General features: G+C 42.3%; 19 protein-coding genes. 16 read left to right on the top strand and 3 right to left on the bottom strand.

Annotation, left to right across the window (positions count from 1 at the left end; translation table 11 throughout):
* The first annotated feature begins 8 nt into the window (after nucleotides 1-8).
* The 10 genes from F3G76_RS09385 (at nucleotide 9) to F3G76_RS09340 (ending at nucleotide 8,736) form a co-directional block, all read left to right on the top strand.
* Nucleotides 9-1,217: an LL-diaminopimelate aminotransferase gene (locus F3G76_RS09385; RefSeq protein WP_149706545.1), complete on the top strand. Its 1,209-nt coding sequence runs from the start codon at nucleotides 9-11 to the stop codon at nucleotides 1,215-1,217.
* On the top strand, nucleotides 1,214-2,476 hold the full coding sequence (locus F3G76_RS09380) for a homoserine dehydrogenase (protein ID WP_149706544.1): 1,263 nt from the start codon (nucleotides 1,214-1,216) through the stop codon (nucleotides 2,474-2,476). Before F3G76_RS09385 ends, F3G76_RS09380 begins: the two co-directional genes overlap by 4 nt.
* Nucleotide 2,477: 1 nt before the next feature.
* Entirely contained in the window at nucleotides 2,478-2,819 is a 342-nt protein-coding gene (locus F3G76_RS09375) for a YraN family protein (protein WP_149706543.1), read from the top strand.
* 73 nt (nucleotides 2,820-2,892) lie between these two features.
* Nucleotides 2,893-3,207: a thioredoxin gene (gene trxA / locus F3G76_RS09370; RefSeq protein WP_021092602.1), complete on the top strand. Its 315-nt coding sequence runs from the start codon at nucleotides 2,893-2,895 to the stop codon at nucleotides 3,205-3,207.
* Nucleotides 3,207-3,653: a hypothetical protein gene (locus tag F3G76_RS09365; protein ID WP_004318021.1), complete on the top strand. Its 447-nt coding sequence runs from the start codon at nucleotides 3,207-3,209 to the stop codon at nucleotides 3,651-3,653. The genes trxA and F3G76_RS09365 overlap by 1 nt, the downstream gene beginning before the upstream one ends.
* Before the next feature lie 9 nt (nucleotides 3,654-3,662).
* Nucleotides 3,663-4,601 carry an NAD(P)/FAD-dependent oxidoreductase gene (locus tag F3G76_RS09360; protein WP_149706542.1) on the top strand — a complete coding sequence of 313 codons (939 nt, stop codon included), beginning with the start codon at nucleotides 3,663-3,665 and terminating at the stop codon, nucleotides 4,599-4,601.
* A 308-nt stretch (nucleotides 4,602-4,909) separates the two neighbouring features.
* A complete protein-coding gene (gene dapB / locus F3G76_RS09355) occupies nucleotides 4,910-5,680 on the top strand; it encodes a 4-hydroxy-tetrahydrodipicolinate reductase (RefSeq protein WP_149706541.1) in 771 nt (256 codons plus the stop codon).
* Nucleotides 5,681-5,957: 277 nt separating this feature from the next.
* Nucleotides 5,958-7,295: an amidophosphoribosyltransferase gene (purF, locus tag F3G76_RS09350; protein WP_149706540.1), complete on the top strand. Its 1,338-nt coding sequence runs from the start codon at nucleotides 5,958-5,960 to the stop codon at nucleotides 7,293-7,295.
* The gene (locus tag F3G76_RS09345) at nucleotides 7,292-7,954 is read left to right on the top strand and encodes a DUF8095 domain-containing protein (RefSeq protein ID WP_149706539.1); all 663 of its coding nucleotides are present in this window, start codon (nucleotides 7,292-7,294) and stop codon (nucleotides 7,952-7,954) included. Before purF ends, F3G76_RS09345 begins: the two co-directional genes overlap by 4 nt.
* 113 nt (nucleotides 7,955-8,067) lie before the next feature.
* Nucleotides 8,068-8,736, top strand: a complete 669-nt coding sequence (locus tag F3G76_RS09340; RefSeq protein WP_149706538.1) for a hypothetical protein — start codon at nucleotides 8,068-8,070, stop codon at nucleotides 8,734-8,736.
* Between the two features lie 120 nt (nucleotides 8,737-8,856).
* Here the strand turns inward: F3G76_RS09340 and F3G76_RS09335 are convergent, their stop codons facing one another.
* Both F3G76_RS09335 and F3G76_RS09330 read right to left on the bottom strand, forming a co-directional pair.
* Nucleotides 8,857-10,014: a double-cubane-cluster-containing anaerobic reductase gene (locus F3G76_RS09335; protein ID WP_149706537.1), complete on the bottom strand. Its 1,158-nt coding sequence runs from the start codon at nucleotides 10,012-10,014 to the stop codon at nucleotides 8,857-8,859.
* Nucleotides 10,001-10,780 carry an acyl-CoA dehydratase activase gene (locus F3G76_RS09330; RefSeq protein WP_149706536.1) on the bottom strand — a complete coding sequence of 260 codons (780 nt, stop codon included), beginning with the start codon at nucleotides 10,778-10,780 and terminating at the stop codon, nucleotides 10,001-10,003. Before F3G76_RS09330 ends, F3G76_RS09335 begins: the two co-directional genes overlap by 14 nt.
* A gap of 152 nt (nucleotides 10,781-10,932) precedes the next feature.
* On the opposite strand from F3G76_RS09330, the gene F3G76_RS09325 reads away from it, so the two are divergent.
* From F3G76_RS09325 to F3G76_RS09300, 6 genes are read left to right on the top strand one after another with little or no spacing between them, the layout of a single operon-like run.
* Nucleotides 10,933-12,285 carry an MATE family efflux transporter gene (locus F3G76_RS09325; protein ID WP_149706535.1) on the top strand — a complete coding sequence of 451 codons (1,353 nt, stop codon included), beginning with the start codon at nucleotides 10,933-10,935 and terminating at the stop codon, nucleotides 12,283-12,285.
* 44 nt (nucleotides 12,286-12,329) lie between these two features.
* The gene (locus tag F3G76_RS09320) at nucleotides 12,330-12,998 is read left to right on the top strand and encodes a CsgG/HfaB family protein (protein WP_009295049.1); all 669 of its coding nucleotides are present in this window, start codon (nucleotides 12,330-12,332) and stop codon (nucleotides 12,996-12,998) included.
* Nucleotides 12,983-13,387 (top strand): DUF4810 domain-containing protein, encoded by a 405-nt coding sequence (locus F3G76_RS09315; RefSeq protein ID WP_149706534.1) that lies wholly within the window; start codon nucleotides 12,983-12,985, stop codon nucleotides 13,385-13,387. Before F3G76_RS09320 ends, F3G76_RS09315 begins: the two co-directional genes overlap by 16 nt.
* Entirely contained in the window at nucleotides 13,377-14,054 is a 678-nt protein-coding gene (locus F3G76_RS09310; RefSeq protein ID WP_149706533.1) for a DUF799 domain-containing protein, read from the top strand. Before F3G76_RS09315 ends, F3G76_RS09310 begins: the two co-directional genes overlap by 11 nt.
* 5 nt (nucleotides 14,055-14,059) lie before the next feature.
* A complete protein-coding gene (locus F3G76_RS09305) occupies nucleotides 14,060-14,962 on the top strand; it encodes a DMT family transporter (protein WP_149706532.1) in 903 nt (300 codons plus the stop codon).
* On the top strand, nucleotides 14,940-15,362 hold the full coding sequence (locus F3G76_RS09300; protein ID WP_107945425.1) for a Sua5 YciO YrdC YwlC family protein: 423 nt from the start codon (nucleotides 14,940-14,942) through the stop codon (nucleotides 15,360-15,362). Before F3G76_RS09305 ends, F3G76_RS09300 begins: the two co-directional genes overlap by 23 nt.
* An 890-nt stretch (nucleotides 15,363-16,252) precedes the next feature.
* Here the strand turns inward: F3G76_RS09300 and typA are convergent.
* Complete coding sequence (gene typA / locus F3G76_RS09295) at nucleotides 16,253-18,055, bottom strand: translational GTPase TypA (RefSeq protein ID WP_004317297.1); 1,803 nt, start codon at nucleotides 18,053-18,055, stop codon at nucleotides 16,253-16,255.
* Nucleotides 18,056-18,110 lie beyond the last annotated feature (55 nt).

Genomic DNA, 18,110 nt, shown 5'->3' with positions numbered 1-18,110 from the left:
AGCAAACAGTGTTTGATGAGATAAGATTTAATACAATTGAGCGTTTGCCAAACTACGTTTTTGCCGAAGTAAATGCTATAAAAATGGCAGCACGCAGAGCTGGCGAGGACATCATCGACTTTTCTATGGGCAACCCAGAGGGCAGAACACCGCAACATATCGTCGATAAACTATGCGAAAGCGCGCAAAAAGACAAGACTCACGGCTACTCAGCCAGCGCTGGAATTTATAAGCTCCGCCTTGCCATTTGCAACTGGTATAAGAGAAAATATGGCGTAAATTTAGACCCAGAAACTGAAGCAGTTGCCACCATGGGTAGCAAAGAGGGCTTTGTGCATCTTGCTCAAGCCATAATAAACCCAGGAGATGTGGCTATCGTGCCTGATCCTGTATATCCGATACACACGCAAGCGTTTTTATTTGCTGGCGGAAGTGTCGCAAAGATGCCACTTCACTACAACGATAAATTTGAGCTTGATGAGAATAAATTTTTTGAAAATTTGATCCAGACGATACACGCAAGCTCACCAAAACCAAAATATGTAGTCGTAAATTTCCCTCACAATCCAACAACCGTGACCGTGCAAAAGAGCTTTTACGAGCGCCTTGTAAGCGTTGCAAAGCAAGAGAGATTTTACATCATCTCAGATATCGCCTACGCAGATCTTACATTTGATGGCTACAAAACGCCAAGCATCTTTGAAGTAGAAGGCGCAAAAGACGTCGCAGTCGAGTGCTACACCCTTTCAAAAAGCTACAACATGGCAGGCTGGAGAGTTGGCTTTATGTGCGGAAACAAGAGACTTTGCGCGGCACTTAAAAAGATAAAATCATGGGTTGATTACGGCATGTTTACACCTATCCAGGTCTCAGCCACGGTCGCGCTTGATGGCGATCAAAGCTGCGTTGAAGAGATATGCCAAATTTATGAAAAAAGAAGAGATGTGATGATAGAGGCCTTCACTCAGGCTGGTTGGGAGCTTAAAAAGCCAAGCTCTAGCATGTTTATCTGGGCGAAACTGCCGCCAAAAGTTAGCCACTTAGGCAGCCTTGAGTTTTCAAAACAACTTCTTACAAAGGCATCAGTTGCCGTTAGTCCAGGCATTGGTTTTGGCGAGGGCGGAAACGACTATGTGCGCCTAGCTCTTATCGAAAATGAAAACAGGATAAGGCAAGCAGCAAGAAATATAAAAAAATATTTGAAAGAATTTGAATGAATGTAGCGATATTGGGCGTTGGAACCGTTGGTGAGTCGGTCGCAAAAATTTTACTAAAAAACAAAAAGCTAATCGCAGCAAGATGTGGCGAGGAGATAATGCCAGTCATCGGTGTGGTTAGAAATTTAAACAAAAAAAGAGACGCTGGCATCCCTTTGACTGATGATATAAATAGCGTCATAAACCGCGATGATATCGATGTTTTTGTCGAGCTTATGGGTGGTGTTGAAGAGCCTTTTAGAGTGGTGAGTGAAATTTTAAAACGCAAAAAAGCGGTCGTCACTGCAAACAAAGCGCTTCTTGCCTATCATAGATATGCTTTGCAAAATTTAGCCAAAAACACGCCATTTGGCTTTGAAGCAAGCGTGGCTGGTGGCATACCGATCATTAGAGCCTTAAGAGAAGGGCTTAGTGCCAACCACATCTTAAGTATAAATGGCATACTAAATGGCACGAGCAACTACATTTTAACCTCGATGATGAATAAGGGATCAAATTTCAAAGACGCACTTAAAAAGGCGCAGGAGCTTGGATACGCTGAGGCTGATCCTACTTTTGACGTGGGTGGCTTTGACACAGCTCACAAGCTTCTCATCCTTGCTAGCATCGCTTATGGCGTGCACGGCGATCCAGAAGATATCTTGATAGAAGGGATACAAGGCATCACGCCAGAAGATATATTTTTCGCAAAAGACTTTGAATACTCGATCAAGCTTCTAGCTATCGCCAAAAAGAGCGAGGGCAAGGTCGAGCTACGCGTACATCCAGCGCTTGTGCCACAAAACAAAATGATAGCAAAGGCAAGTGGCGTAACAAATGCGATCAGCGTTGTTGGCGAAGTCGTTGGCGAGACGATGTACTATGGCCCAGGAGCTGGTGGCGACGCAACAGCAAGCGCAGTAATTAGCGATCTTATCGACATCGCAAGAGATAGCAAGTCGCCTATGCTTGGATACAAAGCGCCATTTGAGCTAAACACCTTAGAGCTGCTTGATCGCGACAGGATAAAGACAAAATACTACTTTAGGCTAAAAGTCGAAGACAAAATGGGCGTGCTAGCAAAGATAACAAATTTAATGAGCGAAAACAATCTCTCGATAGATAGCTTACTACAAAAGCCAAAAGATGAGAGCGAGTATGCCGTGCTATTTTTCACGACGCACACGAGCTTAGAGGCTGATGCGAAGCGAACGATAGAGCTTTTAAAAGAGCAAGAGTATATAAAAGAAGAGCCATTTATGATGAGAATCGAGGAGTAGTTTGGGGCTAAAAGAGTATCTCTTTGGCAAGAGCTCTGAAGACAGGGCTTGCGAGTTTTTGCGTAAGCTTGGTTTTGTCATTTTAGAGAGAAATTTTCACTCTAAATTTGGCGAGATCGACATCATCGCACTAAGTAGCGATAAAATTTTGCATTTCATTGAAGTAAAAGCAACTAGCGGAGGATACGAAGCGGAGTATAGGCTAAACAAGGAAAAATATATGAAAATTTTAAAAACAATAAATTTTTATATGATGAAAAATGAGCCAAACAGGGACTATCAGCTTGATCTGCTTGTTGTGAAAAACGAAAGCTTTGAGTTGATAGAAAATATTAGTTTATAATAAAATTTATTATTTAGCTAAAATTTAAATTTGATTTTGTATAATTGCCACATCTTGAAAATAAGGAGAACAAATGGGAAAATACATCGAACTCACAAAAGAAAATTTTGATGTAACAAAAGAAGGCGTTGCTCTAGTAGATTTCTGGGCTCCATGGTGCGGACCTTGCCGTATGCTAGCTCCAGTTATCGAAGAGCTTGCTGAAGACTTCGAGGGCAAAGCGAAAATTTGCAAGGTAAATACTGATGAAGTACAAGATCTTGCAGTTGAGTTCGGCATCAGATCGATCCCAACATTGCTATTTTTCAAAAATGGCGAGCTAGTTGAGCAAATGGTCGGTGCGCAGTCAAAACAAGCCCTAACTGACAAACTAAATTCGCTTCTTTAATGAGCGAAAAAAGAAGAGGAAGTCTGCTTCCTCTTACCTATATATTTGGTTCATTTTTTGGTGCAGCTATGATAGCAGCTGCATTTGCGTATAGCAACTATCGTTTTTCACAATATAAATTTGTTGATTTTGCGAAGCTAGTTTTTTACGAAAAAAGCGAAATTTTCACTCCAAAAGAGCCAAAATACACGCTTTTAATCTTCAGTTCAAATCAATCAAAATTAGACGAAATTTTACCAACCAAAAATGAAACAGTTGTGGCGATCGATATCTTTCAAAAAAGATATGAGTCAAACTCAACACTAAAATATATAAGCTCAGATATAAATACAGTCCTAGAGCTGATGCGAAATTTAAGCATCACGAAGTTACCTAGCAGTGTTGAGATAGTTCATCAAAGGGGCGAAATTTACAAACAAAATTCGTCCATAAATGTTTTAGAATAAAGGAAATTTATGCTTGATTTAGCGATCATCGGAGGCGGTCCAGCAGGACTAAGCGCCGGACTTTACGCCACTAGAGGCGGACTAAAAAATGTTGTAATGTTTGAAAAAGGCGAGCCTGGCGGTCAGATCACCTCTAGCTCAGAGATAGAAAACTACCCAGGCCAAAAAGCCCCTGGCGAGAGCGGCTTTGACTTCATGAGCACTTGGTGGAAGCAGTGTAGCGCATTTGGACTAGTTCATAAGTGGGCAAACGTCGTTGGTGTTAGAAGAAATAACGACGGCAGCTTTGAAATTTTGCTTGAAGGCGGCAAGAGCGAGCAGGCAAAGGCTGTCATCGTAGCGACTGGCTCAACCCCAAGACGTGCTGGCTTTAAAGGCGAGGACGAGTTCTTTGGCAAAGGCGTTAGCACATGCGCGACATGCGATGGCTTCTTTTACAAAAACAAAGAGGTAGCCGTTCTTGGCGGTGGCGACACAGCCGTAGAAGAGGCACTTTATCTAGCAAATATCTGCTCAAAAGTTTACCTTGTGCATAGACGCGACGAGTTTAGAGCAGCGCCAACAACCGTCGAAAAAGCTAGAAAAAATGAGAAGATCGAGTTTATAACAAGTGCGACTGTAAAAGAGGCGCTTGGCGATAAAATGGGCCTAACAAAGATCGTGCTTGATACTAAAAATGGCGAGCGCGTGCTTGATGTGCCGGGCATTTTCACATTTGTCGGACTAAATGTAAATAACGAAATTTTAAAAGATGAAAACGGTAAATTTATCTGCGAAATGGCTGATGGCGGACAGGTCAAGACAAACCTTAAGATGCAAACTAGCCTAAAAGGGCTCTTTGTAGCAGGTGATATCAGAGAGGACGCTCCAAAACAAGTGGTCGTAGCAGCAGGTGATGGCGCAGTGGCTGCACTTAGCGCTATGAGCTACATAGAAAGCTTGCATTAATACTCAAATTTAGCCAAATTTTTGGCTAAATTTCTCTTTTAAAATAAACCATTTTTAGCAAAATTTATATTTTTAAAATGCTTGATTTTTAGGCTAATCAGAACACCTCTTTTAAAAGAAAATAACTCTAAGACAGAGCTTAGCCGCCTTTTTGCACAAAATAGGCAAAAGTGGGTGCGTCTAATACTTATCACAATGATAATTTTTAATTAAATTTTTGCCTCAAATAGCTATTTTCAAAAGCCATTTCGTAATCTCTCTATAATAAATTTTATGTTAAATTTCAACCAAAAATCAAAGGATAAATTTTGGTAAAAATAGGACTTTACGGCGCTAGCGGTAAGATGACTCAAAGCATCATCTCTTGTTTAAAAGATGAGAAAAATGCCATTTTAAGCGTCGCTTTTAGCCAAAAAAATGAGGTTGAAAATTTAAGCAATGAGCTTTTAACAAATGACTTTGCTAAATTTTTTGAAGCGTGCGACGTCATCATCGACTTTAGCCAAAAAGAGGCGACCGTAGCACTGCTAAACTACGCTAGGACCAACCCAAAACCACTAGTTATCGGCACGACTGGGCTAAATGACGACGAGAAAAACTTACTTCATCTAGCATCAGGCACTATGCCAATACTTTATGCAACAAACATGAGTCTAGGCGTAGCAGTGTTAAACCGTATAGCAAGGATAGCTTCAAAAGTTTTAAGAGAATTTGATATCGAGATCGTCGAGCAGCACCACAGACACAAAAAGGACGCTCCAAGCGGTACTGCGATGACCTTGGCTGGCTGCGTGGCAGAGGCAAGGGATCTAAATTTAAAAGATGTTTTAGTAACTGGACGAGCTGGCATGGTGGGCGCAAGAAGCAAAGATGAGATCGCGGTTATGGCGCTTCGTGGAGGCGACGTGGTCGGTCGTCACACGGTTGGCTTTTACAATGACGGCGAATTTATCGAGTTAAACCACACCGCAACTAGCAGAGTGACCTTTTCAAAAGGTGCGATCAAGGCTGCCATCTGGCTAAAAGATCAAAGCAGCGGTCTTTACTCAATAGATGATAGTTTGGGGCTTGATGATTAAATTTAGCCTTGATGACGCGCAGAGCTACAAGCTAGAATTTGGCGATAAATTCTACCTGCCAAAGCGCGAAAAGCGCCAAAATTTAAGAGCTGACGAGTTTGATTTGAGATGATGAAATTTAGTTTTAGCGTATTTGGATTGTTATAAATGGTGCAAATAACGAAGAATGTGCCAAATTTTGGATAACACGCCACTTACAAAAAGTGTTTAGGCGTTAAAAGTGAGATCAAATTTAACTGTAAAGATGAAATTTAAAAAGATGAAAAGAGGATAAAAGATGTGTGCGATAGTTGGTATCATAAATTCTAAAGATGCGGCGAAAACGGCGTATTATGCGCTATTTTCTATGCAACACCGCGGCCAAGAGGCAAGTGGCATCAGCGTCTGTAACGACGGAGAAATTTCCACTCACAAGGGCAACGGCCTAGTCACTGATGTCTTTAACGAGGAGATCTTGAGCTCACTAAAGGGCGACATGGCGATCGGTCACAACCGCTACGCGACAGCTGGCAAAAACTCAGGCCGCGACGCCCAGCCAATAGCCGCCAACTACGCCCTAGGTCAAATCTCGATCGTTCACAACGGAAATTTGGTCAATAAAGACGAGGTTAGAGACGAGCTCATCAAAGATGGCGCGATATTTCAGACAAATATGGACACCGAAAACATCATCCACCTCATCGCAAGAAACCACGACGAACACTTGCAAGATCGCATCATCGCAGCACTTGACAAGATAAAAGGTGCTTACTGCTTGCTCGTGCAGTCACGCCACAAGACTTTTGCCATCAGAGACCGCTGGGGTGTTAGGCCGCTAAGCCTTGGCAGGCTAAAGGACGGCGGATATATCGTAGCTAGCGAGACTTGCGCGTTTGACCTTGTGGGAGCAACATTTATAAGAGATGTTAGACCTGGCGAGATGATAGTTTTTGAGCACGGCAAGAGCGAGTTTCAAAGCTTGCAAATTTTCGAGCCAGAGCCTAGAGTTTGCGCCTTTGAGTACATCTACTTTGCGCGCCCAGATAGCGTTATAGAGGGCAAAAGCGTCTATGAAGTGAGAAAAAAGATGGGCGAGGTGCTTGCTAGAAAGAGCAAGATAAAGGCTGACTTTGTAGTGCCAGTGCCAGATAGTGGCGTGCCAGCAGCGCTTGGATACGCAAACGAGAGCAAAATTCCATTTGAGCTAGCGATAACTAGAAACCACTATGTTGGCAGAACATTCATCGAGCCAAGTCAAGAGATGAGAAATTTAAAGGTAAAGCTAAAACTAAATCCAATGTCGAGCGTGCTAGCTGGTAAAAGCATCGTAGTGATCGATGACAGCATCGTTCGTGGCACCACTTCAAAAAAGGTAGTCGATCTCTTAAGGCACGCAGGGGCGAAAGAAATTCACTTCAGAGTTGCGTGCCCTGAGCTCAAGTATCCTGAGCGATACGGCATCGACACACCAAGCTTTGAGGAGCTAATAAGCGCCAAAAAAAGCGTCGAAGAGGTCAGAGAGTACATCGGAGCCGATAGCCTAGAGTTTTTGAGCATTGATGAGCTTAAAGAGAGTATCGGCAATGAGAGAAAATACTCGCTTGTAAGCTTTGATGGTGATTATTTCATAAAATGAGAAATTTAGTAGTTTTGCTGCTAGCAATACTCTTTTTTGTGGGCTGCTCGCAAAAGACGCCTAGCAAAAAGGATGAAATTTCCATCATAGTAAGCTACTTTGAGATAAACGGCAAAAAACAGCAACTACTCATAAAAAACATGCCAAATTTGGCTGAACTAAATGCCAGCGTGCCATTTTTTGGTATGGTAAATTTTCTTGATCAAAATAAAACTACAAGTGCTTATTCTCTCATAAATGGCGTTATAAACGTCATTGAAGCGGATAGTGCCTCTATAAATTTAAACAAGACTAATGACGTTTTTGCTCTTAAAAAAGCTAGTGAGATAAAATTTTATGAGATAAGACCTGACGTGGTTGAGAGTGTTAAATTTAGATCACCAAATGGCGTTTGCGATGAGTTTTTGGCTCAAAAGCCAGTTTTTGTAAATGCGGCCACAAACTACTACTTAAGAGATGATAGCTTTTTTGCAAGCTTAATTGATGCAAAATTTGTTTATAAAAAGGGGGCAAAGATCCTAAAAAAGGAGTTTGCTTATAGTATATCTGAGCCAAAAATCCTAGAAGAAGCCAAAGAATTTACACAAAAATCAAACCAGCTTTTCTTAAACGATATGCAAAAGCTTGGCAGACTGCTTGACATACTCTGCACTTTTTAGCAGACACTTACACACTAAATTTAGACCTTTTCACAAGTCAGCACCCTTTTAAAATTTATTTTAAGTACGGGGGGGGGTAGAATGCCTTTTTAAATCAAAAAGGAGATATCAAGATGAAAAAGCAAATTTTAGCTTCAGTATTAGTTGGCGCTTTGGCTGTAAGTAGTGCTTCAGCTTGGAGTTTGTTTGGCGACGATAGAGAAAAGCCAAATTATGATTATAGTGGGGAGAAAGAATTTATTCAGAAAAATACTAAAGAAATTGGCGGTGACAATGCTAAATACTGGTGCTTTGATAAAGGCAATGATCTAGGTTGTCTTTCGCTAGAAAAATTAGAAGCTTTAGAGAGTAAAGACCTTAAAAAAGTTGTAAAATTCTACGAAAAAACCATTCCAGAATACTGCTACGATAAAAAATTTGCTCCAGCATGCAATATACCAGCTATTGATTTAATTAAATATAAAATAGTTTATTTTTCAAAAAGAAGTGATGATTACACAAAAATAGAAAATCAAGAATTTGATTATGCAAAAGCCCTTTCTGAGTCAAAAGCAGACGTAAAAATGCTTGAATATGGCTGCAATGAACTAAAAAGTGCCTATATATGTAGAGATCTACGCGATATGTATAAATATTTAGGCGACAGAGAAAAGACAAAAGAGTATAACGACAAAATGAAAAATGGTGATGAGAAGTGGAATTCGGTTCTTTATGATTATAAGCACATGCGATATATCCACGGTGGTTATTCAAGCTGGTTGCTTTTAGAAAAAATAAAGTAATTAAATAAAGTATTTTCACTCGCTTTAGCTGACTTGTAATTTTAGTAAATTTCACTGCATTTCAAGTCAGCCACTTTAAATTTAAAGCTAAATTTAGCCCCCTGCTCTTTTAAATTTATCCTAAAGCATCTCTATAAACGCCTCGAGCCTTGTCTTGATCTGCCCAGCATCGCTTGTAGAAAAGTCCGTCTCAAGCGCCATATAGGGCGTATCTATGTCGTTGCACGCCCTTTTTATATTAGCGGTTTCTACGTTGTAGGTGTGACAGGCTTGCAGCACAACGTCGATCACGCCGTCCGCCTTATACTCTTTTATCATCTCTTGCAGCACATTTTCTCTATCTTTATTTGGCGACATGATCGAGCAAGGTATCGCCATGTAGCGCTTTGCTATGGCGCTAATTGGATCGTCGTTTTCATCGACAAGGTTGCTAAAGTTTTTAGTTCCAGTGCAGTTTTCGTAAGCCACCACAACGCCGCCTGCCTCTTCTATGGCTGGGACTATCTTGTCATAGACCCCGCCACTTGGACAGCCTGTGATGATGATGCGTTTGGCATCTTTATGCACGGGTGAAATTTTATCTCTAACGCATTCTTTTAGCTTATTTACGATGATCTCAAGGTCGCTTATCTGCTCCTTTTTATCAAATATAAAGCCATTTCCATATAGCAGTGCGTGCAGCTCTTTGCCGTTCATCGGTGGTGGCGTTAGCTTCATGAAATTTTGAATTTCTCCCATTAGCTCACGCTCTTTGTTAAATAGCCTGATAGAGTTTCTAAGCTCCTCATCGCTCACGCTCACGCCAAATTTAGCCTCCAGACGTCTTTTTAGCTCCCTGACCTCATCTTGCCAAAGCTCCAGGCTCTTTTGGCTCTTGAAATGCGGCAAATGCATGACGTGCACATCTTTAAATTCACCCATTAGCTCATACATCTTTTTCTTGCCGTCGCACGTCGTCTCGCCGATAACGATATCAGAGTTTCGCACAAATGGGCACTTGTTCGCTTTTGCAAAACCGTAGCTTGCCTTTATGAGCGGACAGAGGTTTTTAGGTAGGTACTTTTCGCCCTCAACGACCGCGTTATCGCCAGTTGCGCAGACACTCACGCTATAAGCGTTTGCCGCGTGGATGACCTCTCTTGGTGTGTAGGTACAAAAGATAGCCGCGATCTTTTGGCCGCTATTTTTGACTGCTTCGACGTTTTGGGCTAAATTTTTCTTAGCGCCATCATAGGTAGCGAAAATTTCGCTCAAACTCATACTCTCATTTATCGCCATTTTCTCTCCTTAAATTTCTTATCCCTGCAAGGCTAGCGCCTATCGCACCGCAGTAGATCGCATCTTCGTGCGTGCTGACGCTAGCTTGCAAGCACACTTCTAAATTTTCTCTCACATACTCGCTCTTACTAAAGCCGCCGCTTAAAAAATAGCTCGTATTTGCCTGTTTTTTGACCAAATTTGAAATTTTATTTATAGCTGAGACGATCACCGCTTTTGCGATATTTTCTCGTGAGACGTTTTGAGCGATGAGGCTTATGATCTCAGACTCTGCAAAGACCGTGCACATCGAGCTTATGGCGATATCTTTGTCGCTATTTCTAGCAAGGCTTGTAAGCTCATCAAATCTAACTCCAAGGCGGTTTGACATAATTTCAAGAAATTTACCAGTGCCGGCTGAGCATTTATCATTCATCGTAAAGTCCGTCACTGAGCCATTTTCAAGCTTGATAGCCTTCGTATCTTGTCCTCCCACGTCTATAACGGTGCAGTCGCTTTTGCAAAAGTAGTGCGCCCCAAGCGCGTGACAGGTGATCTCTGTAAGTGTTTTATCAGCGTATGGCACCGAGACTCTGCCATATCCAGTCGCTGTAAAATATATCTCGCCAAGGTTTAAGCCTAAAACTCGCTCTTTTATAAGCATGGCCGTATCTGCGCTGCTCCAGCCAGTTGGGAGTAAAAATAGCTCCTTTATCTCGCCGCTACTTGCCTCTATGACGGCAACCTTTGCAGAAGTTGAGCCCATATCAATACCGATTGAGTGCATTTTGTATCCAAAAAAGGTCTTTCTAAAACTTAGAACTGGCGTGATTTTACTCACTTTAAGACAAATTTGTCAATAAATAAGACTCAAAAATTTATAGCCTTTTCACCTTTTAAAATTTATAATTTACCCACACTTTACAAAGGGGATGAAATTTGAAAAATTTGACAAACGAGCAGAGATTTTTCTCAAATGCCGACCTTGCAAGGCTCTTTTTCCCTATCGCCATAGAGCAGTTTTTGGAGTATAGCCTAGGCCTTGCAAACTCGCTAATGGCAGCAAGCGTTAGCGAAAGTGCGGTGAGTGCGGTGAGTCTTGTGGAGTTTGTCATGGCGCTATTTATTAGTATATTTACCGCCATAGCCACTGGTGGCTCGGTGGTCGCTAGCCAGTATCTAGGCAGCAAACAAAGTGGCAACGCCAGAAATACCGCCGATCAGCTAGTTTGGTTTAGTCTAATTTTTGCCATCTTTATAGCCTTTGCCATCATAGTTTTAAAAGATCTTATCTTAGACAAAGTCTTTGGCGATATCGGCGAGCAAGTAAGGAGCGATGCTAGCCACTATCTCGTTTTCTCCGCCATTTCAGCGCCATTTCTGGCAGTCTATGCAGCAGCTGCAGCGATCTTTCGCACGATGTCAAACGCAAAGCTACCTATGTATATCATGGCGGCTGCAAATTTGCTAAATGTTCTGCTTACTGCCATTAGCATCTACACATTTCACACAGGGGTTCTTGGCATTGCCATTAGCACGCTCATAGCAAGAGCGCTCGCTTGCTTTGTCATCGTCTATCTGCTACTTGATATAAAGCTAAAACTTCACATAAGAAAGAGCCTTGTCTATAAATTTGACTACGAGATCATCAAGAAAATTTTAAATATCGGCGTGCCTTATGGCTTTGAAAATTCGATGTTTTACGTGGGTCGTATCATCGTTTTGAGCCTTGTTTCGCTCTTTGGCACGGCAAGCATCGCTGCAAATGCCGTGGGCGGGACGATCGTGATGTTTCAGGTGCTCCCTGGCATGGCGATAGGCACAGGTCTAAGCGTCGTCGTGGCTAGATGCATCGGTGCAAATGACTTTAATCAGGCTAAATTTTACGTGAGAAAATCGATGCTAAGCATCTACATCGTGCAGCTTTTTAGCACGGCTGTAGTTTTACTACTTCTTGAGCCGCTACTTCACGTTTATAATATCTCCCCAGAGGCCATAAATTTAACAAGGCAGATCGTCTGGTATCACGGCATCGCGATGTGCCTCATCTGGCCACTTACCTACACCTATCCGACCGTTTTTCGAGCTGCTGGGGACGCAAAATATCCGATGATAGTAAATTTAGCCTGCATGTTTGCCTGCAGGATCGTGCTAGCTTATATATTTGCGCTCACGTTTGATCTTGGCATGATAGGCACTTGGTTTGCGATGTTTGCCGACTGGGCGGTAAAGGCGGTGCTCTTTGTGCGCAGATATGCAAATGGCACGTGGATGAAATTTCGAGCCATTTAAAAAAAAGTAGTAATATACACACGATTTTATCATAAAGGATATATATGAAAAATGTTTTAAAATTTAGTGCAGCTCTAGTGATCGCAGCGCTTTTTGCAGGGTGTGCAAGCGAGAGCTCAAGAGTGGTCGAAACTCCAAAAGTAGCAAGCTACGGCTCAGTTTATAACGGCAAAAAGGTCTCAGTTTCTATTGGCCGCTTTAATAACCAATCAGCCTATCAAAACGGCGCCTTTAGCGACGGCGAGGATAGACTTGGCAACCAAGCTCAAAGCATCTTGATCACAAATTTACAGCAAAGCGGTAGATTTTCAGTGCTTGAGAGATCAAATATGTCAGTCCTCAAACAAGAGAGCGAGCTAAGCAAAGAGGCTCAAAATTTAAAAGGCTCAAGATACGTCATAACTGGCGATGTGACCGAATTTGGCCGCAAGACAACAGGCGATCACCAGCTATTTGGCATACTTGGCAAAGGTAAGCAACAAACTGCCTACTCAAAGGTAAATTTAAACGTTGTCGATACCAAAACGGCAGAGGTTGTATATTCAGTTAGTGGCGCCGGCGAATACACCCTCTCAAACAGAGAGATCATCGGCTTTGGCGGCACTGCAGGATACGACTCTACGCTAAATGGCAAGGTGTTAAGCCTAGCGATAGTTGAAGCTGTAAATAACCTAGTAAATGGCATAGAAAGCGGAGCATGGCAAGTAAAATAAAGCTTGCCTGCCTTGGCGCTCTTGCACTCTTAGTTGCAGGGTGCAGCAATGCAAGTGGCCCAAGGTCGCTTTACTACTGGGATGGCACATATAGCAGCTCGCTATATAGCTATCTAAATGAAGATGGCGACGCAACTGAGCAAATTTCACGCTTAGAAAATTTAGTGCAAACCTCAACCCAAAGGGGCTACAAGGTTGCGCCAGGACTTTATGCGCACCTTGGACTTTTATACTTAAATAACGGAAATTTAGGCGCTGCAAATGCAAATTTTGATAAAGAGGTGCAAAATTTCCCAGAGTCAAAAGAATTTATAAATTTCATCAAAGGCTCTAAAAATTTAACCCCAAAAAAGCAGAGCAAAAAAGAAGGAGCGAAAGATGAAAAATAGCCTGAAATTTATAGCTGTGACGCTTCTTGCGCTGTTTTTTGCGGGTTGTTCTTTCAAAGAGCCTGAGCCATACGACTACTCAGCCTTTTTGCAAAAAAAGCCACGCTCCATCCTAGTGCTCATGCCAACAAACGATAGCACCGAGGTTGCTGGCTCAGCAGCAGTGCTAGCTAACGCAGTAGGACCACTTAGCGAGGCTGGATACTATGTATTTCCAGTGGCTCTTGTAAATGATACATTTAAGCAAAATGGCATAACCGAACCAAGCGAGATCGCCGCCGTGCCACTAAACAAGCTTGATAAAATTTTTCACGCCGATAGCGTGCTTTACATCAACATAAAAGACTATGGCACAAGCTACGTCGTGGTCTCAAGTTCCACAAAAGTAGTGCTTGAAGCAAAGCTAGTCGATATAAAAAGTGGCGCGACACTCTGGCAGGGCGAGGCAGCAGCCGCAGAGGATAGCGGGAGCGGGCAAAACAGCCTGCTTGGCATGCTAGTCTCAGCCGTCATCACGCAGGTGGCAAACACCATCTCGGATAGATCATACGACCTAGCAGTAAGAGCTGATGCCTATCTCTTTTCTAGAAACTGCCGCGACTGCATACTTTATGGGCCTTATTCGCCGCACTACGGCAAAGACGCCCAGCTACATAAAGATAGATAAATTTAATGTCCAGCCATCAACTTGGAGTGCTTCTTACGCTAGTTGGTGGCGTACTTTGGGGATTTAGCGGAGTTTGCGGGCAGTATCTATTCTTGCAAGGCATTAGCGCTGATTTTTTAGTGCCTTATAGACTCTTGCTAGCTGGCGCTTTTATCGTGCTCTACTACGCTTTTAAGGCTCCAAAGGCCGTTTTTGCGCCAGTTACTGACGTAAAACTGATGGCTGAGCTTTTTATATACGCTCTGCTTGGGCTAATGATGACGCAGTATGCCTACTTTTACTCTATCGAGCTCTCAAACGCCGCAGTTGCGACCGTCATTCAATACACCGCTCCAGTCCTCATCCTAGCCGTCATCTGCCTAAAAGAGAGGCGAGCGCCAAGACCACTTGAAATTTTGGCACTACTTTGCGCGATGCTTGGGGTCTTTTTTCTTGCTACTCATGCGCAAATTTCAGCCCTTGTCATCTCGCCAGAAGCGCTATTTTGGTGCTTAGTAAGCGCTGTTTGCGTCTGCGTTTATAACCTAGCTCCCGCAAGGCTAAACGCCAAATACTCAGTCGCGCTCACGCTTGGCTGGGGCATGGTGATAGGTGGCGTGGTGCTTTGCCTTTATATGAGAGTGTGGGAGTTTGCAGGGCTTAGTGGCACGGCGCAGTGGCTGGCATTTCTCGCCGTTATCACGCTTGGCACGATATTTGCATTTAGCTTTTATATGACTGGAGTTAAGCTCATAGGCGCCTCAAAGGCCAGCATGATAGCCTGCATAGAGCCACTAAGCGCGGCATTTTTTGGCTACTTTTGGCTTGGGACGAAGTTCGTCTTTTGGGACTTTTTAGGCTTTGCTCTCATCATATCATGCATATTTTTACTTTCAAAGAAGAAAGATGATATACCTAGCGCAAACTGACACGACAGCTGGCTTTTTAAGCAAAGACTACAAAGAGATAAACCACGCTAAAATGCGAAGCGAGGGCAAACCTTGCCTCATCACGACGGCTAAATTTAGCGTTTTACGTGAGCTTGCTAGAGCGCCAAAAAAGTATAAAAATTTCATCCGCCACTCAAGAAAAACGACATTTTTATATCCAAATTTAAAGGCGATCAGGGTCGTAAAAGAGTGCGAGCATGAGAAATTTTTAAGCAAATTTGACTGGCTCTACTCAAGCAGCGCAAACAAAAATGGTATGAAATTTGATGAAACTTGGGCTAGAAGCGTGGCTGATGAAGTTGTTGATGAACGATTTTTTGAAGATAGGCCATCAAAAATTTATAAAATTTCAAAGACAAAACTAAAAAAGATCCGTTAGTTAAATTTGCGCTCTGCACTTTTTAAATTTAGGTGGTTTTGTTGTGGTTTGAGGTGATAAATTGCTAAATTTCATCACTAACAAGAGCGATTTTAAAAGCTAGTTTTTAGACAAGATTTAAATTTAATCTACTAATTAGATAAATTTACAAATCTCCAAACTAAATTTATCCTATCACTTGCTATAAATCTCGCCCCAAACTATCTTTTTTTAAAATTTCAGGTCAGCAACTTTAGCCAAGCACTAACCAATACAAATTTGCGCCAATATCTAAAGTTGCCCACTAAGACCAAATTTAAGTCATTCAGGCTCGCCAACTCACATAAATTTACAAATTTAGAGCGAGAAAGGACTAAATTTCATTAAATTTAGTCTGTTTGTACGGATAAAGTAGCTATTCATCGCAAACAACTACAACTACGCAAGAAAATTCAGTTAAGCCACAAATTTAAAATTTTAGTCACTATCAAAATTTGGATGCAGAGATAGTCAAATAAGCAAATTTAACAGCCCCAAAACCTAAATTTAACCCTTTTGCAAATTCAAAAAAGCAAATTTAATCACCACAGCTAGTTGCGTTTTCACGTGCAAAAATAGTCTTTGTAAAACGCAAACTACTCTATAAATTTCTCGTGACGGTATCAGATCAGACAATTTTACTTATCAAGCATAAATTTATAAATTTGAAGCACCAGAACCAAAAAAACAAAAAGTAGCTTTTATAAATTTACATCAGCCAAAACCCAAATTTGACTAAATTTAGCCCGTCTAACTAGAAAATAGATAAATTTACAAAGCAAATTTCTTGCTAGATATTGAATTTTTAAGATTTAAATTTCACTTGCTAGCCCTTTGGCTGGCACCAAAGGGAATTTGCTAGCAAATTTTGATTATAGTTTTGCTTTTCTTTTGCGCTCTGTTGGGTCTAAATAGCGCTTGCGAACGCGGATATTTATAGGCGTAACCTCGACTAGCTCGTCGTCCTCTATCCACTCAAGCGCACGCTCAAGGCTTAGCTTTCTAGGCGGAACTAGCTTGATCGCATCGTCGCTACCGCTTGCACGCACGTTCGTTAGGTTTTTGCCCTTGATAGGATTTACATCAAGGTCGTTTGGACGGCTGTGCTCGCCGATGATCATGCCCACATAGACTTTTGCCTGCGGATCAAGAAATAGCACGCCACGATCTTGCAAGTTAAATAGCGAATAAGCAAGCGTTACGCCGTTTTCCATAGAAACTAGCGCGCCGTTTGTTCTGTGCTCGACGGTGCCGCTAAGTGGCCTAAACTCCAAAAAGCTGTGGTTCATAACGCCCTCGCCTTTTGTATCAGTCAAAAACTGGCTTCTAAAGCCGATAAGTCCGCGCGCTGGGATCTCAAATTCGATCCTTGTTTGGCCGTCGCCTGTTGGGTTCATAGAGACCATTTCAGCTTTTCTTTTGCCAAGTTTTTCGATGACTGTGCCTGTCGTATCATCAGGCGCGTCGATCACTAAAAGCTCGTATGGTTCGCATTTTACGCCGTTTATCTCCTTTACGATGACCTCAGGTCTGCCAAGTAAAAACTCATAGCCCTCGCGGCGCATATTTTCAGCCAAGATAGTGATCTGAAGCTCGCCACGGCCGCTTACTTTAAATTTGCCCTCGCCGATGTTTTCATACTTCATCGCGATATTTGTCTTCATCTCGTTTGCAAGGCGCTCATCGATCTTGTTTGATGTGACGTGTTTGCCCTCAGTGCCTGCAAGTGGGCCATCATTTACAGAAAATACAACGCTAAGGGTTGGCTCTTCGATATGAAGCGGATCAAGCGGATGAGGGTTGTTTGGATCAACGACGCTATCGCCAACGTCAAGTGCGTCAAAGCCAGCGATCGCTACAATGTCGCCAGTGCCAGCTTCGTTTATATCGATCCTATCAAGTCCCATAAAGCCGATGAGTTTTGAAATTCTACCAGTTGTCTTCGTGCCATCAGCCTTTGCAAGCATAACATTTTGATTTTTAGCTATCTTGCCGTTAAAAATCCTCGCAATGCCGATCTTGCCGACGTAATTATCATAATCAAGCGTGAAAACTTGAAGCTGAAGTGGGTTCTCGTCGCTACCACTTGGAGCTGGTACGTGAGCTAGGATAGTCTCGAAAAGCGGCTGCATATCTTTGTTTTCATCACTTAGTTTTAGCTTTGCGTAGCCATTTTTAGCAGCAGCATAAACTACTGGAAATTCTAGCTGCTCGTCATTTGCGTCAAGTGCGACAAAAAGGTCAAAAATTTCATTTATAACGCGGTCTGGATCGCCAGCTGGTTTATCTATCTTATTTACGACGACGATTGGGCGAAGTCCAAGTGAGAGCGCCTTTTTGACGACAAATTTAGTCTGTGGCATAACACCTTCCTGCGCATCGACAAGTAGTAAAACGCCATCAACCATCTTAAGAACACGCTCTACCTCGCCACCAAAGTCGGCGTGGCCCGGGGTGTCGATGATATTGATCTTTGTATCTTTGTAGCGAATGGCGGTGTTTTTAGAAAGGATCGTGATGCCACGCTCTCTTTCGATGTCGTTGCTATCCATTACACGCTCGCCAAGGTTTTGATGCTCGTTAAATGTTCCTGACTGCTTCAAAAGCTCATCAACCATTGTTGTTTTACCGTGGTCGACGTGCGCGATGACGGCTATATTTCGTATCTTTTCCAAATTTTTCTCCGTTTATTAGTTTGATATTTTTCGCTTTATCAGTTTTTAAATAGGG

Origin of the sequence: Campylobacter concisus (assembly GCF_902460575.1) — a bacterium.
Lineage (GTDB): Bacteria > Campylobacterota > Campylobacteria > Campylobacterales > Campylobacteraceae > Campylobacter_A > Campylobacter_A concisus_AW.
This window is presented reverse-complemented; position numbering and strand designations above follow the sequence as displayed.